Source organism: Citrobacter sp. MNAZ 1397, from assembly GCF_023613995.1.
GTDB classification, from domain to species: Bacteria; Pseudomonadota; Gammaproteobacteria; order Enterobacterales; family Enterobacteriaceae; genus Phytobacter; species Phytobacter ursingii.
In genome coordinates, this window is sequence record NZ_JAKIVH010000001.1 from 72,642 (window position 1) to 96,146 (window position 23,505).

Annotated in this window: 19 protein-coding genes; 15 read left to right on the plus strand and 4 right to left on the minus strand. The window is 55.7% G+C overall.

The genetic code is table 11. From position 1 onward, the window contains the following. Positions 1-30: 30 nt before the first annotated feature. The 11 genes from trmJ to sseB all read left to right on the plus strand — a co-directional run bounded on the left by trmJ (position 31) and on the right by sseB (position 9,003). Positions 31-765, plus strand: a complete 735-nt coding sequence (gene trmJ / locus L2097_RS00330) for a tRNA (cytosine(32)/uridine(32)-2'-O)-methyltransferase TrmJ (RefSeq protein ID WP_047369274.1) — start codon at positions 31-33, stop codon at positions 763-765. A 217-nt stretch (positions 766-982) separates the two neighbouring features. Further along, positions 983-1,474, plus strand: coding sequence for a Fe-S cluster assembly transcriptional regulator IscR (gene iscR, locus L2097_RS00335; RefSeq protein WP_047369275.1), 492 nt, complete (start codon positions 983-985; stop codon positions 1,472-1,474). A 242-nt stretch (positions 1,475-1,716) separates the two neighbouring features. Then, on the plus strand, positions 1,717-2,931 hold the full coding sequence (gene iscS, locus L2097_RS00340) for a cysteine desulfurase (RefSeq protein WP_047369276.1): 1,215 nt from the start codon (positions 1,717-1,719) through the stop codon (positions 2,929-2,931). Positions 2,932-2,958: 27 nt separating this feature from the next. Then, positions 2,959-3,345 carry a Fe-S cluster assembly scaffold IscU gene (gene iscU, locus L2097_RS00345; protein ID WP_003860661.1) on the plus strand — a complete coding sequence of 129 codons (387 nt, stop codon included), beginning with the start codon at positions 2,959-2,961 and terminating at the stop codon, positions 3,343-3,345. 13 nt (positions 3,346-3,358) lie between these two features. Next, entirely contained in the window at positions 3,359-3,682 is a 324-nt protein-coding gene (gene iscA, locus L2097_RS00350) for an iron-sulfur cluster assembly protein IscA (RefSeq protein ID WP_039079654.1), read from the plus strand. 122 nt (positions 3,683-3,804) lie between these two features. Next, the gene (gene hscB, locus L2097_RS00355) at positions 3,805-4,320 is read left to right on the plus strand and encodes a co-chaperone HscB (RefSeq protein WP_047369277.1); all 516 of its coding nucleotides are present in this window, start codon (positions 3,805-3,807) and stop codon (positions 4,318-4,320) included. An 18-nt stretch (positions 4,321-4,338) separates the two neighbouring features. Next, positions 4,339-6,189 (plus strand): Fe-S protein assembly chaperone HscA, encoded by a 1,851-nt coding sequence (gene hscA, locus L2097_RS00360; protein ID WP_085005428.1) that lies wholly within the window; start codon positions 4,339-4,341, stop codon positions 6,187-6,189. A 1-nt stretch (position 6,190) separates the two neighbouring features. Continuing rightward, on the plus strand, positions 6,191-6,526 hold the full coding sequence (fdx, locus tag L2097_RS00365) for an ISC system 2Fe-2S type ferredoxin (RefSeq protein WP_039079657.1): 336 nt from the start codon (positions 6,191-6,193) through the stop codon (positions 6,524-6,526). Between the two features lies 1 nt (position 6,527). Further along, positions 6,528-6,728 (plus strand): Fe-S cluster assembly protein IscX, encoded by a 201-nt coding sequence (gene iscX, locus L2097_RS00370; RefSeq protein ID WP_039079658.1) that lies wholly within the window; start codon positions 6,528-6,530, stop codon positions 6,726-6,728. A gap of 60 nt (positions 6,729-6,788) precedes the next feature. Next, positions 6,789-8,078, plus strand: coding sequence for an aminopeptidase PepB (gene pepB / locus L2097_RS00375; protein ID WP_047369279.1), 1,290 nt, complete (start codon positions 6,789-6,791; stop codon positions 8,076-8,078). Positions 8,079-8,205: 127 nt separating this feature from the next. After that, positions 8,206-9,003 carry an enhanced serine sensitivity protein SseB gene (gene sseB / locus L2097_RS00380; RefSeq protein ID WP_250351917.1) on the plus strand — a complete coding sequence of 266 codons (798 nt, stop codon included), beginning with the start codon at positions 8,206-8,208 and terminating at the stop codon, positions 9,001-9,003. A 13-nt stretch (positions 9,004-9,016) separates the two neighbouring features. Here sseB and L2097_RS00385 read toward each other — a convergent pair whose 3' ends face one another. From L2097_RS00385 to L2097_RS00400, 4 genes are all read right to left on the minus strand, one after another. After that, entirely contained in the window at positions 9,017-9,790 is a 774-nt protein-coding gene (locus L2097_RS00385) for a MurR/RpiR family transcriptional regulator (RefSeq protein WP_047369281.1), read from the minus strand. Continuing rightward, a complete protein-coding gene (sseA, locus tag L2097_RS00390; RefSeq protein ID WP_250351918.1) occupies positions 9,791-10,636 on the minus strand; it encodes a 3-mercaptopyruvate sulfurtransferase in 846 nt (281 codons plus the stop codon). It abuts the gene before it with no gap. 215 nt (positions 10,637-10,851) lie between these two features. Continuing rightward, positions 10,852-12,219: a 6-phospho-alpha-glucosidase gene (locus tag L2097_RS00395; protein ID WP_142516176.1), complete on the minus strand. Its 1,368-nt coding sequence runs from the start codon at positions 12,217-12,219 to the stop codon at positions 10,852-10,854. Between the two features lie 12 nt (positions 12,220-12,231). Next, on the minus strand, positions 12,232-13,776 hold the full coding sequence (locus L2097_RS00400) for a PTS transporter subunit EIIC (protein ID WP_085005430.1): 1,545 nt from the start codon (positions 13,774-13,776) through the stop codon (positions 12,232-12,234). Between the two features lie 278 nt (positions 13,777-14,054). On the opposite strand from L2097_RS00400, the gene L2097_RS00405 reads away from it, so the two are divergent. The 4 genes from L2097_RS00405 to rlmN all read left to right on the plus strand — a co-directional run bounded on the left by L2097_RS00405 (position 14,055) and on the right by rlmN (position 23,441). Beyond that, positions 14,055-19,016 carry an alpha-2-macroglobulin family protein gene (locus L2097_RS00405; RefSeq protein WP_250351919.1) on the plus strand — a complete coding sequence of 1,654 codons (4,962 nt, stop codon included), beginning with the start codon at positions 14,055-14,057 and terminating at the stop codon, positions 19,014-19,016. Between the two features lies 1 nt (position 19,017). Beyond that, on the plus strand, positions 19,018-21,342 hold the full coding sequence (gene pbpC / locus L2097_RS00410) for a peptidoglycan glycosyltransferase PbpC (protein ID WP_250351920.1): 2,325 nt from the start codon (positions 19,018-19,020) through the stop codon (positions 21,340-21,342). Positions 21,343-21,624: 282 nt separating this feature from the next. Further along, positions 21,625-22,056: a nucleoside-diphosphate kinase gene (ndk, locus tag L2097_RS00415; protein WP_047369287.1), complete on the plus strand. Its 432-nt coding sequence runs from the start codon at positions 21,625-21,627 to the stop codon at positions 22,054-22,056. Between the two features lie 218 nt (positions 22,057-22,274). Then, positions 22,275-23,441 (plus strand): dual-specificity RNA methyltransferase RlmN, encoded by a 1,167-nt coding sequence (gene rlmN / locus L2097_RS00420; protein ID WP_047369288.1) that lies wholly within the window; start codon positions 22,275-22,277, stop codon positions 23,439-23,441. The last annotated feature ends 64 nt before the right edge of the window (positions 23,442-23,505 follow it).

Below are 23,505 nucleotides of genomic sequence, written 5' to 3' on the forward strand. Positions count from 1 at the left end.
GCGCGAATATTCTTTAGCCGTTGAAAAAATATGCTGCAAAATATTCGAATTGTGCTGGTTGAAACCTCTCATACTGGCAACATGGGCTCCGTCGCCCGCGCAATGAAAACGATGGGCTTAACCAACCTGTGGCTGGTAAACCCGCTGGTAAAACCGGACTCGCAGGCCATCGCGCTGGCCGCAGGTGCCAGCGATGTGATTGGCAATGCGCACATTGTCGATACCCTTGATGAAGCGCTGGCAGGCTGTAGCCTTGTCGTCGGCACCAGCGCCCGCTCGCGTACGCTGCCGTGGCCGATGCTCGACCCGCGAGAGTGTGGTTTGAAAAGCGTTGCCGAGGCACAGCATGCTCCGGTCGCGCTGGTGTTTGGGCGCGAACGCGTCGGGCTGACCAACGACGAACTGCAGAAATGCCACTATCACGTCGCGATTGCCGCGAACCCGGAATACAGTTCTCTGAACCTGGCGATGGCGGTTCAGGTGATCGCTTACGAAGTCCGCATGGCGTGGCTGGCAACCCAGGAAAACGTCAACACAGAAGAGCATGAAGAGACGCCGTATCCGCTGGTGGATGATCTGGAGCGCTTCTACGGTCACCTGGAAAAGACGCTGCTTTCCACCGGGTTTATCCGTGAAAGTCACCCGGGCCAGGTGATGAACAAGCTGCGCCGCCTCTTTACGCGTGCGCGTCCGGAAAGCCAGGAACTGAACATCCTGCGTGGAATTCTGGCGTCAATTGAGCAGAAAACGCAGGAAAAACAGTAGAGGTAGCACATTTTTTCTTGCGTGCGTTCTGGCCTTAGAAAGGGGCACAAATTGCCCCTCAGCAAAACGGCACGTAAAGCCAAATACCTGACTAAAACAGTCAAGTAAATAGTTGACCAATTTAGTCAGGAATGTCAGACTTGCCCCTGCTATGCGACATTATTTTAAATTTTAATAAAAACCCCGGGCAGGGGCGAGTCTGAGGCTAAGTTAAGACATGAGACTGACATCTAAAGGGCGTTATGCCGTGACCGCAATGCTGGACGTTGCGCTCAACTCCGAAACGGGCCCGGTACCGTTGGCTGATATTTCCGAACGTCAGGGAATCTCCCTCTCTTATCTGGAACAACTGTTCTCTCGCTTGCGCAAAAATGGCCTCGTTGCCAGCGTGCGTGGCCCGGGCGGCGGTTATCTGCTGGGTAAAGATGCAGGCAGTATCGCTGTTGGTGAAGTGATCAGCGCCGTTGACGAATCTGTTGATGCAACCCGTTGCCAGGGTAAAAGCGGCTGCCAGGGCGGCGACAAATGCCTGACCCATGCGCTGTGGCGTGACCTGAGCGATCGTCTGACCGGTTTCCTGAACAACATCACCCTGGGTGAGTTGGTCAATAACCAGGAAATCCTCGATGTGTCCGATCGTCAGCATACGCACGAGTCCCAACGCACGACCCGCGGTCAGGATGCTATCGACGTCAAGCTGCGCGCATAATTTACCCGTCCTGTTTCGGGGCGCTGCTGCATGGGCCGCACTTGTTCAACCCTGGCACTTACTTATGTAAGCTCCCGGGCATTCACAAGCTTGCCGCCTTGCTGCACCGCAAAACAGTTAGGTTAAAACACTATAAGAATTCAGAATCAGGCCGGGGTGATCCGTCACCCCGTATAAACGGTCGTACATCCAGCCGGTAGCCTGATTCATTGCATTGAGTGATGTACGGAGTTTATAGAGCAATGAAATTACCGATCTATCTCGATTACTCCGCAACCACGCCGGTGGATCCGCGTGTTGCTGAGAAAATGATGCAGTGTCTGACTCTGGACGGGACTTTTGGTAACCCAGCTTCCCGCTCTCACCGTTTTGGCTGGCAGGCTGAAGAGGCGGTTGATATCGCCCGTAATCAGATTGCTGAGCTGGTTGGTGCCGATCCGCGTGAAATTGTTTTCACCTCTGGCGCGACCGAATCCGATAACCTGGCGATCAAAGGTGCGGCCAACTTCTATCAGAAAAAAGGCAAGCACATTATCACCAGCAAAACCGAACACAAAGCCGTGCTGGACACCTGCCGTCAGCTGGAGCGTGAAGGGTTTGACGTCACGTATCTCGCCCCGCAGAGCAACGGTATCATCGACCTCAAAGAGCTCGAAGCGGCCATGCGTGACGACACCATTCTCGTCTCCATTATGCACGTGAATAATGAAATCGGCGTGGTGCAGGATATCGCGACCATCGGCGAAATGTGCCGTGCGCGCGGCATTATCTACCACGTTGATGCGACCCAGAGCGTAGGCAAACTGCCTATCGACCTGAGCCAACTGAAAGTGGACCTGATGTCCTTCTCCGGCCACAAAATCTATGGCCCGAAAGGCATCGGCGCGCTGTACGTGCGTCGTAAACCGCGTATCCGCATCGAAGCACAGATGCACGGCGGTGGTCACGAGCGCGGCATGCGTTCCGGTACGCTGCCAGTTCACCAGATCGTCGGCATGGGTGAAGCTTACCGTATCGCCAAAGAAGAGATGGACACCGAGATGGCGCGTCTGCGCGGTCTGCGTAACCGTCTGTGGGACGGCGTGAAAGATATGGAAGAGGTCTACCTGAACGGCTCTCTTGAGCAGGGCGCACCGAATATCCTCAACGTCAGCTTTAACTATGTTGAAGGCGAGTCGCTGATCATGGCGCTCAAAGACCTGGCGGTTTCTTCTGGTTCTGCCTGTACCTCGGCGAGCCTGGAACCCTCTTACGTACTGCGTGCGCTGGGTATGACTGACGAGCTGGCACACAGCTCTATTCGTTTCTCTTTAGGTCGTTTCACTACCGAAGAAGAGATTGACTACGCCATCAAGCTGGTTCGCAGCTCCATTGGTCGTCTGCGCGAACTTTCTCCACTGTGGGAGATGTTCAAACAGGGCGTGGACTTGAACACCATTGAATGGTCACATCACTAATCGGTAGCGGAATCAGGAGAACAGAACATGGCTTACAGCGAAAAAGTAATCGATCATTATGAGAATCCGCGCAACGTGGGTTCTTTCGACAACAGCGACGAGAGCGTAGGCAGCGGCATGGTGGGTGCACCGGCCTGTGGCGACGTGATGAAGTTGCAGATCAAAGTCAACAATGAGGGTATCATTGAAGACGCGCGCTTTAAAACCTACGGTTGCGGTTCGGCTATCGCTTCCAGCTCGCTGGTTACCGAGTGGGTGAAGGGCAAATCCCTGGACGAAGCGCAGGCAATTAAAAACACTGACATTGCCGAAGAGCTGGAATTGCCGCCGGTAAAAATCCACTGCTCTATTCTGGCGGAAGATGCGATTAAGGCCGCGATTGCGGATTACAAAAGTAAACGTGAAGCAAAATAATTGAGGGCATTGTATGTCGATTACCCTGAGCGACAGTGCTGCAACGCGAGTGAATAACTTTTTGGCCAACCGCGGTAAAGGGTTTGGCCTGCGTCTGGGGGTCAGAACCTCTGGTTGTTCTGGCATGGCCTACGTACTGGAATTTGTTGACGAACCCTCGGCGGAAGACACCGTGTTCGAAGATAAAGGTGTGAAGGTCGTTATCGACGGCAAAAGCCTGCAATTCCTTGATGGCACGCAACTGGATTTCGTTAAAGAAGGCCTGAACGAAGGGTTTAAATTCACCAATCCGAACGTCAAAGACGAGTGCGGTTGCGGCGAAAGCTTTAACGTGTAATTGCATTTCACCGATAAGCCCCACCATAGAAAAGACTCACCTCCTTCGCGCTGAGTCGGCGTGAAGGACGAAGAGTATGACTGTGCGTGGGGTTTGTTTTAGCAGGCTATTCCGAGATTGCTATGGATTACTTCACTCTCTTTGGGTTATCCGCCCACTATCAGATTGACATTCAGGCGCTGGCTTCCCGCTACCAGGATCTGCAGCGCCAATACCATCCGGATAAATTCGCCAGCGGAACCCAGACAGAACAACTGGCTGCACTGCAGCAGTCTGCAACCATTAATCAGGCATGGCAGACGTTGCGTAATCCGCTGAACCGCGCGGAATATCTCCTTTCACTGCACGGATTCGATCTCGCCAGCGAACAACATACGGTGCGCGATACCGCTTTTCTGATGGAACAACTGGAACTGCGCGAAGAGCTCGATGAGATTGAACAGGCGCAGGATCAGGCGCGTCTGGAACGTTTTATCAAACGCGTGAAAGGTATGTTTGATTCCCGCCATCAGCAACTGGTTGAACAACTGAATACTGAAACGTGGGATGTCGCGGCGGATACCGTGCGTAAACTGCGTTTTCTCGATAAACTGCGCAGTTCAACAGAACAACTCGAAGAAAAACTGCTCGGTTTTTAATTTTTCTGGAAGCACAAGATGGCCTTATTACAAATTAGTGAGCCTGGTTTGAGTGCCGCGCCGCATCAGCGTCGTCTGGCGGCAGGCATCGATTTAGGCACCACCAATTCTCTGGTTGCTACTGTACGTAGCGGTCAGGCTGAGACCCTTGCCGATAGCGCCGGGCGTCATCTGTTACCTTCGGTTGTGCACTACTCTGCTACCGAACATACCGTGGGTTATGACGCGCGTGCCAACGCAGCTCAGGATCCGGTTAATACCATCAGCTCCGTAAAACGAATGATGGGCCGCGCGCTGAGCGATATTCAGGCACGTTACCCGCATCTGCCGTATCAATTGCAGGCAAGCGAAAACGGCCTGCCGATGATCGCCACCCGTGCGGGGCTGATAAACCCGATCCGCGTCTCTGCCGATATTCTGAAATCCCTTGCGCTTCGCGCACAAGCGTCTCTGTCCGGCGAACTCGACGGCGTAGTTATCACCGTTCCGGCCTATTTTGATGATGCACAGCGTCAGGGCACCAAAGATGCCGCGCGTCTGGCTGGCCTGCATGTTTTGCGTTTGCTCAACGAACCGACCGCCGCGGCGATTGCCTATGGTCTGGATTCCGGTAAAGAGGGTGTGATTGCCGTTTACGATCTGGGCGGCGGTACCTTTGATATTTCCATTCTGCGCTTAAGCCGTGGGGTGTTTGAAGTGCTGGCTACCGGCGGTGATTCCGCGCTGGGTGGCGATGACTTCGACCATCTGCTGGCTGATTTTATCCGCGAGCAGGCGAACCTGCCTGAGCATGGCGACAACCGTCTGCAGCGTGAACTGCTGGATGCCGCTATCGCCGCAAAAATTGCGCTGAGCGACGCGGCCTCCGTTACCGTTGAGGTGGCTGGCTGGCAGGGCGTCGTGACCCGTGAACAATTCGAAGCGCTGATTTCGACGCTGGTCAAACGTACGCTACTTTCTTGTCGTCGCGCGCTGAAAGATGCGGGCGTTGAGCCGAACGAGGTGCTGGAAGTGGTCATGGTGGGCGGCTCCACGCGTGTACCGCTGGTTCGCGAGCAAGTGGGTGAGTTTTTTGGCCGTACGCCATTGACCTCCATCGACCCGGATAAAGTCGTCGCCATTGGCGCGGCAATCCAGGCTGATATTCTGGTGGGCAACAAACCAGACAGCGACATGCTGCTACTGGATGTGATTCCGCTGTCGCTTGGTCTGGAAACCATGGGTGGGCTGGTGGAGAAAGTTATCCCGCGTAATACCACCATTCCGGTGGCGCGTGCGCAGGAGTTCACCACCTTCAAAGATGGTCAAACGGCCATGTCCATCCACGTGATGCAGGGCGAGCGCGAACTGGTGCAGGATTGCCGTTCACTGGCGCGTTTCGCACTCCGTGGTATTCCGGCGATGCCGGCAGGCGGCGCGCATATCCGTGTTACCTTCCAGGTGGATGCGGACGGCCTGCTCAGCGTAACGGCGATGGAGAAATCCACCGGCGTTGAAGCGGCCATTCAGGTGAAGCCGTCCTACGGCCTGACCGACAACGAAATCGCCACCATGATTAAAGATTCCATGAGCTTCGCTGAGCAGGACGTGAAAGCACGTATGCTGGCTGAGCAGAAAGTGGAAGCAGCCCGCGTTCTGGAAAGCCTGAACGGTGCGCTGGCGACAGATGCCGCGCTGTTAAGCGCCGCAGAGCGGACGGTTATCGACGAGGCTATCGCACAGTTAAGCGCGGTCGCTAACGGCGATGATACGGACGCCATAGAACAAGCCATTAAAAATCTAGACAAACAAACCCAGGAATTCGCCGCGCGCCGCATGGATCAGTCCGTGCGCACCGCGTTAAAAGGCCATTCCGTCGACGAGGTTTAACATGCCAAAGATCGTTTTTCTGCCTCATCAGGACCTCTGTCCCGATGGCGCAGTTCTGGAAGCTAAGAGCGGCGAGACCATTCTTGATGTCGCCCTGCGTGGCGGTATTGAGATTGAACACGCCTGTGAGAAATCCTGCGCCTGCACCACCTGCCACTGTGTCGTGCGTGAAGGGTTTGATTCGTTGCCGGAAAGCAGCGAAGACGAAGACGACATGCTGGATAAAGCCTGGGGTCTGGAGCCAGAAAGTCGCCTGGGTTGCCAGGCGCGTGTCACCGACGAAGATCTGGTTGTGGAGATCCCGCGTTACACTATCAACCACGCTCGGGAGCATTAATATGGCACTGAAATGGACCGACAGTCGCGAGATCGGCGAGGCGCTGTATGACGCTAACCCGGATCTCGACCCACGAACTGTCCGCTTCACCGATATGCACCAGTGGATTTGCGATCTGGAAGATTTTGATGACGATCCGAACGCATCGAACGAAAAGATTCTCGAAGCAATTCTGCTAGTCTGGTTAGATGAAGCATCTTGATATCGACGGGCTGCCTTCTGGCGGCCCGTTTTCATATCCCATGCGCTAAAGGACAAAACAATGACAACAGAAGCGATGAAAATTACGCTGACGACCCAGGGCGCAGACGCTCGTTGGGGCGAAAAAGCGCTCTACAGTATTAATAACGACGGCATTGCCCTGCACCTGACCGGTAAAGATGACACTGGATTAATCCAGCGTGCCGCGCGCAAAATCGACGGCATGGGGATAAAGCATGTCGCGCTGAGCGGTGAAGGCTGGGATGCGGACAGGAGCTGGGCGTTCTGGGCCGGTTACAAAGGGCCAAAAGGAACGCGTAAAATTGAATGGGCAACCTTATCCGAGGCCGATCAAAAAGAGCTCGACAGCCGTCTGAAAACCATCGACTGGGTGCGTGACATCATCAATGCACCGGCAGAAGATCTCGGCCCGGAGCAGTTGGCGCAACGCGCTGTGGATCTGCTTGATGAGGTGGGGGGCGAGGCGGTCTCTTACCGCATCGTCAAAGGCGAAGATCTGCGCGATAAAGGTTACATGGGCATCCACACTGTTGGACGCGGTTCAGAACGTCCGCCGGTACTGCTGTCACTGGACTTTAACCCGACGGGCGATGCAGAAGCCCCGATCTATGCCTGCCTGGTCGGTAAAGGCATTACCTTCGATTCCGGCGGTTATAGCCTCAAGCAGACCGCGTTTATGGATTCGATGAAATCCGATATGGGCGGCGCGGCGCTGGTGACCGGCGCGCTGGCGTTTGCCATTACGCGCGGCCTGAACAAGCGTGTGAAACTTTATCTGTGCTGCGCAGACAATATGGTCAGCGGCAACGCCTTCAAACTGGGCGATATCATCCGCTACCGTAACGGCAAAACCGTGGAGGTCATGAACACCGATGCGGAAGGGCGTCTGGTGCTGGCAGACGGTTTGATCAATGCCTCCGCGCAGAAACCGCAATTTATCATTGATGCCGCGACCCTGACGGGGGCTGCAAAAACCGCGTTGGGTAATGACTACCATGCGCTGTTCAGCTTCGATGACAAACTGGCAAACCGTTTACTGGCAAGCGCCGCGGCGGAAAACGAGCCGTTCTGGCGTTTGCCGCTGGCGGAATTCCACCGTAACCAGTTGCCGTCGAACTTTGCTGAGCTGAATAACACCGCGGGTGCGGCGTTCCCGGCGGGGGCAAGTACCGCGGCAGGTTTCCTTTCGCACTTTGTGGAAAATTACCAGCAGGGCTGGCTGCATATCGACTGCTCTGCGACCTATCGCAAAGCGGCGGTAGAGCAGTGGGCGGCAGGTGCGACGGGCCTTGGCGTGCGTGCACTGGCTAATCTGCTGACCAGTAAGTAATTTTTCCCCTCACCCTAACCCTCTCCCCAAAAGGGCGAGGGAACCGCACGGTGCGATTTCCCCCCTCTCCCTGTGGGAGAGGGTCGGGGTGAGGGCATCAAACAGCTCAATACGAACAGTAAAATCTATGTCCCATTCAGATCACGACCATCATCACGAGCCTGAAACCCTCGATACCCTGCTGGAAAAGGCGGCGACCGAGCCTGCTTATCGCCCGGCGTTTTTCCGCAAATTGCTGGAGTCTACCGTTTGGGTGCCGGGTACCGCTGCCGAAGATGAAGCCATTGTTGAAGACAGCGTGCTGGATCTACAGCACTGGGAAAAGGACGACGGTCAGTCGGTGATCCCCTTTTTCACCTCCCTTGAGGCTCTGCAGCAGGCGGTAGAAACCGAGCAAGCGTTTGTGGTGATGCCTGCGCGAACGCTATTTGAAATGACGCTTGGCGAGACGCTGTTTCTCAATGCGAAGTTACCGACCGGCAAAGAGCTCACGCCGCGTGAAATCAGCCATCTGGTGGGTAAAGATGACAGCCCGTTAAGCCAGCAGGAAGTGCTGGAAGGCGGTATGTCGCTGCTGCTCTCCGAAGTGGCGGAACCGCCCGCGCAAATGATCGATTCGTTGACCAAATTGTTCGCGACCTTCAACCATGTGAAATGTGCATACCTTTGCTCTATCAAAGAGAAAAATGATGCTCAGCCGAATCTGCTGATTGGTATTGAAGCAGAAGGCGACATTGAGAGTGTGATTGAGGCGGCAGGCAGTGTGGCGATGGACACCTTACCGGGGGATGAGCCGGTGGATATTTGCCAGGTAGTAAAAGGGGAGCACGGGGTCAGCCATTTTATGATTGCCCATATCCCCCCTTTCTATGAGCGCCGCTGGGGCAGTTTTCTGCGCGATCTGAAGAACAACCGCATTATCTGAGGTATCGACGGGCTTAGCCCGTCGCTTCCAGTAGCAGTAAGTCCATCAGTAGCACCAGATTCGACTCAAACGACGTGACACCGGCCGCTTCGGCGGCAAAATGCACCGCTTCGTCATACAGCGCAAAATGCAAATCCGCGAGGTTTGCCAGCGTATTTGCCGAGGCGCGGGTAAACGCGATAACCGTCATACCGACATTCTGCGCAATACGCGCTTTATCCAGAACCTGTTCCGTTTCACCACTACGTGAGACGGCAATAAACACCTGGTAACGCGCTGCGTTGCTGAGGAAGATATTACGGCTGTCGCCGGGGCCGGAAATAAATGCCGTTTTACCCAGCACCTGCAATTTTTTCGTCAGGTATTCCGCAAACAGGTACGAAAACCCGGCACCATAAAGGAAAAAACTCTCTTTCTCACGCAGCAACGTGACGAACTGGCGGCGCTTTTCCTCGGTCACCCACTGAAAGGTCTGCTGGTAGTTCGCCATAAACTGATGAAAAAGCGCGGGCAGGGTGTTGCCATTGCCCGTAACCTGCTCCGGGATATGAGGGGTATCGGCCAGAAGTTGCTTACAGTGCCAGATAAATTCACTGTAGCCGCTAAACCCCAGTTTCTGACATAGCCGCATGATCGTGGCCGTAGAGACAAAGGTCGCCGTCGCCAGATCGCGTACAGTGATATTGCCCACCAGTAACGGGTGATCCGTGAGGTGGGCGAGTACCCGGTATTCGGCGCGGGTAAGCGACTCCCCACGCGACAAAAGGGGCGCTAAGCGGGTATCCATTTACGCAGGTTCAATCGGCAAATCGTCGCGTGCGCCCCATTCACTCCAGGAACCATCGTACAACTTCAAGTTAGGGGCGCCGAGCGTGGCCAGCGCCAGAATAACGACAGCGGCGGTGACCCCCGAGCCACAGCTGGCAATAATCGGCTCCTGCAGATTAACCCCCTGGCGTCTGAAGATGGCTTCCAGTTCGTCCGTCGTTTTCAACTCGCCGTTAACAACCAGATCGCCCCACGGTACATTCAACGCGCCGGGAATATGGCCGCGTTTCAGACCTGCACGCGGCTCATCCGCCTCGGCGTTGAAACGGGCTGCCGGGCGTGCATCCACGAGCTGTGCGGTACGCTCGTGGCTGACCAGCAGCACATCGGTCAGTCGTTTAACCACTGACGGGTCAAATTTCACCTCAAAATCAGACTGTGGCAAATCGGCATCACCCTGTTCGAGCGGCAACTCATCGCGCTGCCAGCCCGCCAGTCCACCCGCCAGGATTGAAACGTGTTCGACACCGAAATTACGCAGCATCCACCAGGCGCGCGGGGCAGAGAAGAGATTGCCCTCATCGTAGACCACCAGATGTTTGTCGTGGCTGATGCCCAGTTCGCGCATGGCGACGGCAAACGCTTCCGGGCGCGGTAACATGTGCGGCAAAGAAGTGGTGTGATCAGAAAGGGCTTCGATATCAAAAAATACCGCCCCGGGGATGTGTCCGGCGCGGTACTCCGCCGTCATATCACGGGTGTGTTCCTGGCCTGCAGGGGCCATACGCGCATCAATGACCTGAAGTTCTGGATCATCAGCGTGTTCAATCAGCCAGTCGGCTGCGACAAAAAAAGAGGTGGACATGGTTGCCTCCGTGTCATCAACAAGAAACCCGTCATACTTCAGGTTGCAGGCGTGTTGGCTATATTGTCCACCCCAGTCACTTAAATCAGTAAGCTCCCGGGGATTCTCTCACTTGCCGCCTGCCTGCAACTCGAATTATTTCGGGTATATCCTGAATTGTTAACGTTTTTTCCTGACCCGACAAGCAACCATCGCAAAAGGCGAGAGTAACCTCGTTATTTTTTTACCGCCCGACCGTTTTCCCAGGCTTTTTGCAGCGCGGGCCAGTATTCTCGATTCGCCGCGATCATCTCATCAAGAATCGCTTTGGCGTGTTGCATGGTGGGTACCGTACGGTTGAGCGTAAAGGCCTGCAGGGCTTTCTCGTAACTGCCTTCAATGGTGGCTTCCACCAACAACTGCTCCGAGGCGAGTTGCTGCATCAATAATGTCTGATGAAACAACGGCACGGCCCCCATGCGCACTGGCTCCGGCCCGTTTGCCGTGATGTAAGCCGGTACTTCTACCATCGCATCGTAGGGTAGATTCGCAATCGCTCCTTTGTTTTCGACGATCACCAGGTGACGCTGGCGTAAATCAAAGGCCAGCGAACAGGCGACATCGACGATAAACGCGCCGTGAACCCCGACATGGAACGCATCCGGTAAGATGCCGGTACGCTGGTACTCCTGGGCTGCGGCAAACAGTTTTTTCTCCCGGCCGTTCATCACCTCATTGGCGCGGGTATAGTTCGGGTCCTGATGCGCCACAATCTCGTTGGGCATCAGGTAGTACTGCAGATAAGGGTTCGGCAGATACTCCGGGAAATGATCCATCAATGGTTTAATATTGCGCCATGTCTTCACCCACGACGGATCGGAATGCTGCGGATCGGTCTGTGCGGCATCTTCGGTGAGCAGGCCAAAGCGGGCGATATGTTCGCGCAGTTGAGGCAGCCTGTCTTCGCCATCGACAAGCACGCGGGTAAACCAGCCAAAATGGTTCAGGCCGAAGTAATCCACCTCCAGCTTGTGGCGATCAACGCCGAGAATTGCCCCCATATTACGCATCGCCGCGACCGGCATATCGCAAATATTGAGTACGCGCGCGTCAGGGCGAAGGCGGCGTACCCCTTCGGCAACAATGGCTGCCGGGTTGGAGTAATTTACAATCCAGGCGCGTTTATCCGCGTAGCGCTCCACCAGGTCTATAAGTTCAACCATTGGCAGAATGGTACGTAAACCGTAGGCCAGACCGCCAGGTCCACAGGTTTCCTGACCCACCACCCCATGACGTAGCGGGATCTTTTCATCCTGCTCACGCATTTTGTACTGGCCGACGCGCATCTGGGCGAAGACAAAATGGGCACCGCTAAAGGCCGCTTCCGGATCGCTGGTGACGGTAAATTTGATACTCTGGCTGTGGTCACGAATGACCTTTTCCACGACCGGCGCAATGGTGCTCTGTCGGGCTTCGTCAATGTCGTAGAGGCGAATTTCCGCCAGAGGGAAATCTTCCAGACGTACCATCAGGCTTTTGACGATCCCTGGCGTATAGGTGCTGCCGCCGCCGGCGATAGAGAGAATAAATGGGGGGTTCAACATCTTTAGTCTCCTTTAGAGAAAGGCCTCAACGGCTTCTCGCATTTTTTTGACATGCAGCCCGTAGACCACCTGAACGTTATTGCCTTGTTTGATGACCGCCTTCGCGCCTGTTGCTTTCAGACGAGGTTCATCAATAGTGGCGACATCTTTTACCGTGACGCGCAGACGGGTATAGCAGTTGTCTACCACCTCAATGTTGCCGCGTCCGCCAAGCCCTTCAATGATCGCCACGCCGAGCCCATCGTTGTTACCTTTGGCCTGGTAATCCTGTTTGCTGTAAAGACGCGTCTCTTCGTCTTCGGCTTCCCGGCCAGGCGTCTTCATGTCGAAACGCAAAATCAGGAAGCGGAAGATAATGAAATAGAGCGCGAACATGATGAGGCCAACCACGATGTACATCGGCCAGTTCGATTTCTCAGTGCCGAGCGGCAGGTTATAGAGAATGAAATCAATGATGCCGTTTGCACCGATCGCATGGACGCCAAACAGGGAGAAAAGCATCATGCCGATACCGGTCAGCACCGCATGCACCACGAACAGCAGCGGCGCGACGAACAGGAAAGAAAACTCGATAGGCTCAGTCACCCCAACCAGAAGCGAGGTCAGCGCTGCGGGGATAAGAATCGCTTTTGCCGCTGCTTTGCGTTCTGGCTTCGCGGTCAAATACATAGCCAGCGCCGCCGCAGGCAGGCCGAACATCTTACTGATACCGCGCGCATCCCATACCACCGTACTGCTAAGCTGTTTCACGTCCGGACAGGCCATCTCGGCAAAGTAAATATTGCGTGCGCCCTGGTACATGGAGCCGCATACCTCCTGCGTACCGCCCAGCTCGGTATATAAAAATGGCGTGTAGACCAGGTGATGCAGGCCAGTGGGCACAAGGATGCGTTCAAGGAAGCCATAAATTGCCACGCCGAAGGGCCCGGCGCCTTTAATGGCCATCGCCAGTGTGCTGATGCCATGCTGGGCGAAAGGCCACAATTCGCTCATGATCACGCCCAGCACCATGGAGACAGGCAGCATGATAATGGCGACAAAGCAGTGCCCGGAATAGATAGCCATCGCCCCGGAAAACTGTACGCCGGAATATTTGTTGTACACATATCCCGATAGCGCGCCGGTGAGGATCCCGGCGAAGACGCCCATCTCCAGTACCTGCACACCCAACACCATGCTCTGGCCCGCCGCTTTCATCTGATCTGCTGCTGCCAGCGCCCCCTGCATCTGCATGGTGACATTCATGGCGTTGATAAAAACGATAAAGGTGACAAGGCCAATTAGCGCGGCATAGCCTTTATCGCGCGCGGCGAGGCCAACGGGGATGCCGACGGCGAACACCAGCGCCAGGTTGGCCAGTACCGAGACGGCGGACTTTGCAATCAGTTGTCCGGTGTGTTGAATCAGCGGGTGACCGAGAAAAGGCAGGTACTCTGCCAGGTTGCCGTTGCCGAAAATATTTCCGAAGGCGATAAACAAGCCGACAATCGGCAAAATCAGCACCGGACCAAAGAGGGACTTACCGAAATTTTGTAGGGCATTAACGGCTCTGCTCATAACGTTCTCTCTTATATGAACCGCGAAAAATAGGTGAAGATGCAGTAACGTTAGCAGGTACACGTAAAAAGAAGCCATCTATCTTGTTGTTTTAAAAACAAATGACCTAAAAGGTAACATGTAACGTTACGACCTGTGATCGCGGTAACACGCCCGAGCGAACCGGCTCAATACAACGAAGCGCTTTCCAGATTCTGGGAGGGTGTTTGTAATCGGCAAAGTCACGCATAATACTTACGCTTAACGAATTAACAGGCTTTGTGGGCCAGGGATAAAGGATGAAACTAAAACGTTCAGCGGCGATGGCTATCGCCTTCTTAAGTGCGTTTATATTGGCAGGCTGTGATAACAACGATAAACCTCAGGAAGCGCAGGCCGCACCGGCCGCTGCAGCGCCAGCCGCGAGTCAAACTCCAGCCGCGGCAAAACCGGATGGCGAAAAACTCAAACAACTGGCGGCGAGCAGTGAAGGTAAGCCGTTAACGCTGGTTGATGCCTCCGAGGTTCAGCTTGAGGGCGCGGCTGCCCTTGTGTTGACCTTCTCCGTTCCGCTCGACCCGGATCAAAACTTTGCCCAGACTGTCCATGTGGTGGATAAAAAGAATGGCAAAGTAGACGGGGCGTGGGAACTCTCCACAAACCTGAAAGAGCTTCGCCTGCGTCACCTTGAACCCAACCGCGAGTTACTGGTATCCGTTGACCGCGGGCTGGTGGCGCTTAATAAAGCCACCTTTGGCATTGATTACGAAAAGGCGATTACCACGCGTGATATTCAGCCTACCGTCGGCTTCGCCAGCCGCGGGTCTTTACTGCCTGGAAAAGTGGTGGAAGGGCTGCCGGTTATGGCGCTTAACGTCAATAATGTGGACGTGAACTTCTACCGCGTGAAGCCGGAATCGCTGGCGGCGTTTGTCAGCCAATGGGAATACCGTAATGCGCTGACGAACTGGGAGTCAGACACCTTGCTGAAAATGGCCGATCTGGTTTACACCGGGCGGTTTGACCTCAACCCGGCACGTAACACCCGAGAAAAACTCCTGCTTCCGCTGGGGGAAATCAAACCCCTGCAGCAGGCTGGCGTATATATCGCCGTGATGAACCAGGCGGGGCATTATAGCTATAGCAATGCGGCCACTCTCTTCACGCTGAGTAATATTGGTCTGTCTGCTCACCGTTACCATAATCGGCTGGATATTTTCACACAGGGGCTGGAAAACGGAGCGGCGCAATCGGGCGTCGACGTTGTGCTACTGAACGAGAAAGGCCAGACGCTGGCTCAGGCGACGAGCGATGCGCAGGGACATGCCACACTGACCACCGACAAAGAGGCGGCGCTGGTTCTGGCGCGTAAAGACGGCGAGACAACATTGCTCGACTTGCAACTTCCCGCCCTCGATCTGGCGGAATTTGCGATTGCCGGGGATCCGGGTTACAGCAAGCAGTTCTTTATGTTTGGTCCGCGCGATCTCTACCGTCCGGGCGAAACGGTTATCTTAAATGCTCTGCTGCGTGACAGCGACGGTAAACCACTTGCCGATCAACCCGTGAAGCTTGAAGTCGTCAAACCGGATGGTCAGGTGATGCGTACCGTGGTGAGCCAGCCGACAAACGGTCTTTATCATTTTACCTATGCCCTTGATGCCAGCGCGCAAACCGGTACATGGTCGATTCGCGCCAATACCGGGGATAACCAACTACGCAACTGGTCTTTCCATGTGGAAGATTTTATGCCAGAACGCATGGCGCTGAATCTGAGCCCACAAGCGACACCGCTCAAAGCCGATGAGGATGTGGATTTCAACGTCGCCGGCTATTACCTGTACGGTGCGCCTGCTAACGGCAACACCCTGCAGGGGCAGCTCTGGCTGCGACCTTTACGCGAAGCGGTAAAAGCGCTGCCCGGCTTCCAGTTTGGCGACATTGCCGATGAAACGCTGACGCGTACCCTGGATGAAGTGCATCTGACGCTGGACGAAAAAGGCCATGGTCAGGTTACAGCCCCCAGCCAGTGGCAGGAAACGCACTCCCCGTTGCAGGTCATTTTGCAGGCAAGCCTGCTGGAATCGGGCGGTCGCCCGGTCACGCGTCGTGCTGAACAGGCTGTCTGGCCTGCACCTGCATTGCCGGGTATTCGCCCGCAGTTTGCCTCAAAAGCGGTTTACGATTACCGCACCGATACCACCGTCAACCAGCCCATTGTTGATGAAAATGGCAATGCCGGTTTTGATATTGTCTATGCCGACGCACAGGGCGTAAAAAAAGCAGTATCGGGCCTGCAGGTTCGGCTGATTCGTGAACGTCGCGATTACTACTGGAACTGGTCGGAAAGTGAAGGCTGGCAGTCGCAATTCGATCAAAAAGATCTGGTGGAGAATGAGCAGACGCTGGATCTGGCAGCTGACGAAACCGGGAAAATTACCGTACCGGTAGAGTGGGGCTCGTATCGTCTGGAAGTCAAAGCGCCGGATGAAAGCGTCAGTAGCGTCCGTTTCTGGGCGGGCTACAGCTGGCAGGATAACAGTGACGGATCCGGGGCTGCGCGCCCTGACCGCGTCACCATGAAACTTGATAAACCCTCTTATCAGCCGGGCGATACCATCAAGTTGCATATTACCGCTCCTGCCGCGGGTAAAGGTTACGCCATGATTGAGTCCAGCGAAGGGCCGTTGTGGTGGCAGGAAATCGATGTACCCGCGACCGGGCTCGATCTCTCCATCCCGGTAGATCAGAAATGGCGTCGCCACGATCTCTACCTGAGCACGCTGGTGGTGCGTCCGGGGGATAAATCAAAATCGGCAACTCCGAAACGCGCCGTGGGCCTGCTCCATCTGCCGATGGGTGACGAAAACCGTCGTCTCTCCCTGGCGCTGGAAACACCGCAAAAAATGCGCCCGAACCAGCCGCTGACGGTCAAAGTGAAGGCCAGCCTGAAAAACGGCACTGTGCCAAAACAGGTTAACGTATTGGTCTCCGCAGTGGATAGCGGCGTACTGAATATCACCGATTATGTCACGCCGGATCCGTGGGAAGCCTTCTTCGGGCAAAAACGCTATGGCGCAGATATCTATGACATTTATGGTCAGGTGATTGAAGGGCAGGGGCGTCTGGCCGCGTTACGTTTTGGTGGTGATGGCGACGAACTCAACCGCGGTGGCAAGCCACCGGTTAACCATGTCACCATCATCGCCCAGCAGGCGCAGCCGGTGACGCTCGATGACAACGGTGAAGGAACCGTCACGCTCCCCGTTGGCGACTTTAACGGTGAACTGCGTGTGATGGCACAGGCCTGGACGGCGGAAGACTTTGGTAATAGCGAAGGCAAAGTGATTGTGGCAGCACCGGTTATTACGGAGCTAAACACACCGCGCTTCCTGGCCGGTGGCGATACCAGCCGCCTGACGCTCGATATTACTAACCTCACCGATAAGCCACAGACGCTGAATATTGCGCTGGCGGCAAAAGGACTGCTGGCACTGGAAAGCGAACAGCCGAAACCGGTGAATGTGGCGGCAGGGGCGCGGATGACGCTCTTTATTCCGGTACGCGCGCTGGACGGTTATGGCGATGGCGAAGTGACGGCTTCGGTTTCAGGTCTGACGTTGCCGGGAGAAACCTTCGCGACGCAGAATAAATCGTGGAAAATCGGTGTGCGTCCGGCTTACCCGGCTCAGACCATCAGTAGCGATGTCATGCTCTACCCGCATGAGAGCTGGAATGCACCGGCTGAGCATACGAAACGCATTTCGCCTGTGGCGCTGCAAGGGCAGTTGTTGCTCAGCGGACGTCCTTCGCTCAATATTGCCCGCTACATTCAGGAACTGAAAGCCTACCCGTACGGATGCCTTGAGCAGACGGCGAGCGGGCTGTTCCCGTCGTTGTATACCAATGCGGCCCAGCTTAAGGCGATGGGTATCAAGGGTGACAGCGATGAACAGCGCCGTGCGGCAGTGGAAATCGGTATCTCCCGCTTACTGCAAATGCAGCGTGACGACGGCGGCTTCTCGTTATGGGATAAAAACGGGCCGGAAGAGTACTGGTTGTCCGCTTACGTGACTGACTTCCTGGTACGCGCCTCTGAGCAGGGCTACAGCGTGCCGGTTGAAGCGCTGAATAATGCCAATAGCCGCCTTTTGCGTTACTTGCAAGACCCGGCGGTGATGGCGGTACGTTACAGCGACGATGTCCAGGCGACCAAATTTGCGGCGCAAAGCTATGCGGCGCTGGTGCTTGCACGTCAGCAGAAAGCGCCTCTCGGGGCACTGCGCGAACTGTGGCAACGCCATGCTCAGGCGAAAGCCGGTCTGCCTCTGCTGCAACTGGGTGTCGCACTCAAGCTGATGGGCGATGCACCGCGTAGTGAACAAGCACTGGCGCTGGCGTTAACCACGCCGCGTGCGAAAGCGCAGCGCTGGATGGCGGACTACGGCAGCGATCTGCGAGATAACGCGCTGATGCTGTCCCTGCTGGAAGAAAACTCGCTGTTGCCGGATGCGCAGAACAAGCTGCTGACCACTTTATCTGAACAGGCATACGGTCAACGCTGGCTCTCTACCCAGGAGAGCAATGCGCTCTATCTGGCAGGGCGTCATTTGCAAAACTTGCCGGGCACCTGGCAGGCACAGACCTCTTTGACCAATGAAGAACTTAAAGGCGACAAACCGCAAACGCGCGAACTCAATGCGGACCAGATGACGGCATTGACGGTGACCAACACCGGGGAAAGTCCGATGTGGCTGCGTCTCGACAGCACAGGGTATCCGGAATACACCCCGGCACCAGCCAGCAATGTACTGAACATTGAACGCCAGATCCTCGGTACCGATGGGCAGACAAAATCGCTGGCCTCGCTGAAAAGCGGCGAGCTGGTGCTGGTGTGGCTTGAAGTGCGTGCCAGCCACAACGTGCCGGATGCGTTGGTAGTCGACCTTTTGCCCGCCGGGCTGGAGCTGGAAAACCAGAACCTGGCCAGCAGCAGCGCGAGTCTGCAGGATAGCGGCAGCGAAGTACAGGAACTCCTCAACCGTATGCAGCAGGCAGATATTGCCCATATGGAATTCCGCGATGATCGCTTTGTCGCCGCCGTCTCCGTGAGCGAAGGCCAGCCAGTGACGCTGGTGTATCTTGCGCGTGCGGTAACGCCGGGAACCTATCAACTGCCGATGCCACAGGTGGAATCGATGTATGTACCGCAATGGCGGGCCACCGGGGCCGCAAGCGGTCCGCTGATCGTTCGCCCTTAGTATGAACAAAGGGCGCACCTGGCGCTCCCGCGGGCTTTGGCTTGCGGGAGCGTTTCTTCTTATTCCGTTGGTTCTTTTTATTGCCGACAAACTCTGGCCGTTGCCCTTGAAAGAGGTCAACCCGGCGCGTGTCGTCGTGGCGGAAGATGGCACGCCGCTCTGGCGCTTCGCCGATGCCGAAGGGATCTGGCGCTACCCGGTGGCGATAGAGGATGTCTCCCCACGCTATTTACAGGCGCTTATCGAATACGAAGATCGCTGGTTCTGGAAACATCCAGGCGTCAACCCGCTTTCGGTCGCCCGTGCCGCATGGCAGGACCTGCTGGCTGGCAGAGTTATCTCTGGCGGCAGTACGCTCACCATGCAGGTCGCGCGTCTGCTCGATCCCCATCCGCGTACTTTTGGCGGTAAAGTCCGCCAGCTGTGGCGGGCGATGCAACTGGAATGGCATCTCTCCAAGCGCGATATTCTGACGCTCTATCTCAACCGGGCACCGTTTGGCGGTACGTTGCAGGGCGTTGGGGCGGCAAGCTGGGTGTATCTGGGTAAATCCCCCGCTCAGCTCAGCTATGCAGAGGCGGCACTGCTGGCCGTCTTACCGCAGGCGCCGAGTCGCCTGCGCCCGGACCGCTGGTCGGAACGTGCACAGGCGGCGCGGGATAAAGTACTGGATCGCATGGTCTCGCAGGGAGTGTGGAGCCAAAAGCAGGTTGAGGAGTCGCGTGAAGAGCCGGTCTGGCTGGCGCCCCGTCAGATGCCGCAGCTCGCGCCCCTCTTCTCTCGCTATATGTTGAGCAAAGATCCGGGTCTCAAGATTACCACCACACTCGATGCCAGCCTCCAGCGTCAGCTTGAAGACATGGCTGCTGGCGTTAAATCTCGTCTTCCCCCGCGTAGCTCGCTGGCGATCATCGTTGTCGACCATACGGACATGAAAGTCCGTGGCTGGGTAGGATCGGTTGACATCAATGACGACAGCCGTTTTGGCCATGTCGATATGGTCAGCGCCACCCGCTCGCCGGGATCGGTGTTAAAGCCCTTTATATATGGCCTGGCGATGGATGACGGTCTGATTCATCCCGCCTCGTTGCTGCAGGATGTGCCACGGCGAACGGGAGACTATCGGCCCGGTAATTTTGACAGTGGTTTTCACGGCCCGGTCAGTATGAATGAGGCGCTGGTTCGTTCCCTCAATCTTCCCGCGGTTCAGGTTCTGGAGGCCTACGGGCCAAAGAAATTTGCTGCCACGCTGCGCAATGCGGGGTTGCCGCTGAAATTGCCGGAAGGCGCGGAGCCGAACCTGTCACTTATTCTGGGGGGCGCAGGCGCCCGTCTGGCGGATATCACTGCAGCGTATAGCGCCTTTGCGCGTCACGGCAAGGCCGGGCAGTTGCGCTTTCAGCCAGACGACCCGCTGATGGAAAGAACGTTGATGTCTCCGGGCGCGGCGTGGATTATTCGCCGCATTCTTGCCGGGGAAGCGCAGCCCCTGCCGGACAGCGCGCTCCCGCAAGTGGTGCCGCTGGCCTGGAAAACCGGCACCAGCTACGGTTATCGTGACGCGTGGGCCATTGGGCTCAATAGCCGCTATGTGATTGGCGTCTGGACGGGCAGGCCGGACGGCACGCCGGTTGCTGGTCAATTTGGTTTCGCCAGCGCAGTCCCCTTGCTCAATCAGGTTAACAATCTGCTGCAGCCGCGCTCCGCGCTGGAACTGGCGCGTTTGCCACAGGATCCCCGCCCGGAATCGGTAAGCCGCGACGTTATCTGCTGGCCTGGCGGGCAGAGTTTGCCAGAGGGGGACAGCAATTGCCGCCGCCGTCTGGCGACCTGGCTTTTAGATAACAGCCAGCCGCCCACGATGCTGATGGCTGAACAGGAAGGCGCTCGCGGCATCCGTTTTCCCGTATGGGTAAACGCGCAGGGAGAACGGGTCGCAGCAGACTGCCCCGATGCGCAGCAACGTACAGTTATCGTCTGGCCTTTGCCCCTGGAACCCTGGTTGCCCGATGGCGAGCGGCGAGCGGCGAGATTACCTCCGCGCTCGAAAACATGTCCTCCGCGTGATGAGAACGCACCGCCGCCGCTGTTGCTCTCGGGGATCCGGGACGGCGCAGTGATCAAACGGCTACCGGGGCGCTCGCAGGCAACATTGCCACTACAGGCCATCGGTGGGGAAGGGCGACGCTGGTGGTTTTTAAACGGAGAGCCGCTGGACGGTCATGATCGCATATTAAGCCTTAACCTTGATAAAAGCGGGGAGTATCAGTTACTGGTGATGGATGATGCCGGGCAGGTTGCGGCAGTCGAGTTCGCGGTGCAATGACGCAACGAAGATACGCGTCAGCGTTGACACGACCTTTGTGCTGACTGCTCGCGCTCACCCCGGTACCTGATTTATGTCAGCGGCCGGGGATCCCCACTCTTGCCGCCTCAAGGCGCCGTAATACGTTGGTTAGAGACGTTTTGGTGAATGGTGTTGCTGAAACTCGTCTTATTTTAAAAAAATGTTACCTTTATCCATAGGCAATGCCCGCGTTGCTCTTTATAATCCGCGCCAGGTCATACGTATGTATGTACGACAACAGAACAACTTACAGGGGTTAACATGGCTATTGAACGTACTTTTTCCATCATCAAGCCGAACGCGGTGGCAAAAAACGTTATTGGTAGTATTTTCGCGCGTTTTGAATCTGCTGGTTTCAAGATTGTTGGCACGAAAATGCTGCATCTGTCCGTTGAGCAGGCTCGCGGCTTCTACGCTGAACACGATGGCAAACCATTCTTCGACGGTCTGGTTGAATTCATGACCTCCGGCCCGATCGTGGTCTCCGTACTGGAAAGTGAAAATGCGGTGCAGCGTCACCGTGACCTGCTGGGCGCCACCAACCCGGCTAACGCGCTGGCCGGTACTCTGCGCGCGGATTATGCTGACAGCTTCACCGAGAACGGCACCCATGGTTCCGATTCACTTGAGTCTGCCGCGCGTGAAATCGCCTATTTCTTCGGCGAAGGCGAAGTTTGCCCGCGCACTCGCTAATTTCCGCCGCCTTGCGCGCCGTGTTGCGTGAAGCCCATCGGAAATTGTAAGCATAGTTACACTTTATTTTGTCAATGCTGCGCACAGTCGTGGCATCTGCACAGCAGAATTTGTACAATGCAGCGCCCCGTGAATTGCAAAACGCATTCCCGGGGCGCTTCTTTTTTCAACCCTCCAGGGGCCATAACGTGTAATAACGAGGCCGGAATACACAAACTATGTCTGAACACATTGTCACGCCTGAGAACGTCGCACTGACGGTTCCCAATAAAGATGCAAAAATTAACCTGCTGGATTTGAATCGTCAGCAGATGCGAGAGTTTTTCAAAAACTTAGGCGAAAAACCCTTCCGCGCCGATCAGGTGATGAAGTGGATGTACCACTATTGCAGCGACGATTTTGATGAGATGACCGACATCAATAAGGTGCTGCGTAATAAGCTCAAAGAAGTTGCGGTGATCCGCGCGCCGGAAGTTGTGGAAGAGCAGCGCTCCTCTGATGGCACGATTAAATGGGCGATTGCCGTAGGCGATCAGCGCGTTGAAACGGTGTACATTCCGGAAGACGATCGCGCCACTCTGTGCGTTTCCTCGCAGGTCGGCTGTGCGCTGGAGTGTAAATTCTGCTCCACGGCGCAGCAGGGCTTCAACCGTAACCTGAAAGTTTCAGAAATTATTGGTCAGGTCTGGCGGGCGGCAAAAATTATCGGTGCGGTAAAAACGACCGGCGTACGTCCTATCACTAACGTAGTGATGATGGGGATGGGCGAACCATTGCTGAACCTGACTAACGTCGTACCGGCAATGGAAATCATGCTGGATGACTTTGGTTTTGGCCTGTCCAAACGCCGCGTTACGCTGTCGACGTCCGGCGTGGTTCCTGCGCTGGATAAGCTGGGTGACATGATTGATGTTGCACTGGCTATTTCCCTGCATGCGCCGAACGATACTATTCGCGACGAAATTGTGCCGATTAACAAAAAGTATAATATTGCGACGTTCCTCGAATCGGTTCGCGGTTACATTTCGAAATCCAATGCTAATCAGGGCCGCGTAACCATTGAATACGTAATGCTCGACCACGTGAATGACGGTACTGAGCATGCGCATGAGTTGGCCGCGTTGCTGAAAGACACGCCGTGCAAGATCAACCTGATTCCGTGGAACCCGTTCCCGGGTGCGCCATATGGTCGCAGCTCAAACAGCCGTATCGATCGTTTCTGTAAGGTGCTGATGAGCTATGGTTTCACCACCATTGTGCGTAAAACACGTGGTGATGACATTGACGCGGCATGTGGTCAACTGGCCGGTGACGTCATTGACCGTACGAAACGCACAATGCGTAAACGTATGCAGGGTGAGCCGATTTCGATTAAAGCGGTTTAGTCTTCTGGCGTCGCGGCAGGCTTCTGTGTCGCGACGCATAAATATGCTGATTTAATCGCCTGAG

Excerpts from the sequence above, each read along its gene's own strand:
- trmJ (WP_047369274.1), top strand. The coding sequence starts at position 31 with ATGCTGCAAAATATTCGAATTGTGCTGGTTGAAACCTCTCATACTGGC.
- iscR (WP_047369275.1), top strand. The coding sequence starts at position 983 with ATGAGACTGACATCTAAAGGGCGTTATGCCGTGACCGCAATGCTGGAC.
- iscS (WP_047369276.1), top strand. The coding sequence starts at position 1,717 with ATGAAATTACCGATCTATCTCGATTACTCCGCAACCACGCCGGTGGAT.
- iscU (WP_003860661.1), top strand. The coding sequence starts at position 2,959 with ATGGCTTACAGCGAAAAAGTAATCGATCATTATGAGAATCCGCGCAAC.
- iscA (WP_039079654.1), top strand. The coding sequence starts at position 3,359 with ATGTCGATTACCCTGAGCGACAGTGCTGCAACGCGAGTGAATAACTTT.
- hscB (WP_047369277.1), top strand. The coding sequence starts at position 3,805 with ATGGATTACTTCACTCTCTTTGGGTTATCCGCCCACTATCAGATTGAC.
- hscA (WP_085005428.1), top strand. The coding sequence starts at position 4,339 with ATGGCCTTATTACAAATTAGTGAGCCTGGTTTGAGTGCCGCGCCGCAT.
- fdx (WP_039079657.1), top strand. The coding sequence starts at position 6,191 with ATGCCAAAGATCGTTTTTCTGCCTCATCAGGACCTCTGTCCCGATGGC.
- iscX (WP_039079658.1), top strand. The coding sequence starts at position 6,528 with ATGGCACTGAAATGGACCGACAGTCGCGAGATCGGCGAGGCGCTGTAT.
- pepB (WP_047369279.1), top strand. The coding sequence starts at position 6,789 with ATGACAACAGAAGCGATGAAAATTACGCTGACGACCCAGGGCGCAGAC.
- sseB (WP_250351917.1), top strand. The coding sequence starts at position 8,206 with ATGTCCCATTCAGATCACGACCATCATCACGAGCCTGAAACCCTCGAT.
- L2097_RS00385 (WP_047369281.1), bottom strand. The coding sequence starts at position 9,790 with ATGGATACCCGCTTAGCGCCCCTTTTGTCGCGTGGGGAGTCGCTTACC.
- sseA (WP_250351918.1), bottom strand. The coding sequence starts at position 10,636 with ATGTCCACCTCTTTTTTTGTCGCAGCCGACTGGCTGATTGAACACGCT.
- L2097_RS00395 (WP_142516176.1), bottom strand. The coding sequence starts at position 12,219 with ATGTTGAACCCCCCATTTATTCTCTCTATCGCCGGCGGCGGCAGCACC.
- L2097_RS00400 (WP_085005430.1), bottom strand. The coding sequence starts at position 13,776 with ATGAGCAGAGCCGTTAATGCCCTACAAAATTTCGGTAAGTCCCTCTTT.
- L2097_RS00405 (WP_250351919.1), top strand. The coding sequence starts at position 14,055 with ATGAAACTAAAACGTTCAGCGGCGATGGCTATCGCCTTCTTAAGTGCG.
- pbpC (WP_250351920.1), top strand. The coding sequence starts at position 19,018 with ATGAACAAAGGGCGCACCTGGCGCTCCCGCGGGCTTTGGCTTGCGGGA.
- ndk (WP_047369287.1), top strand. The coding sequence starts at position 21,625 with ATGGCTATTGAACGTACTTTTTCCATCATCAAGCCGAACGCGGTGGCA.
- rlmN (WP_047369288.1), top strand. The coding sequence starts at position 22,275 with ATGTCTGAACACATTGTCACGCCTGAGAACGTCGCACTGACGGTTCCC.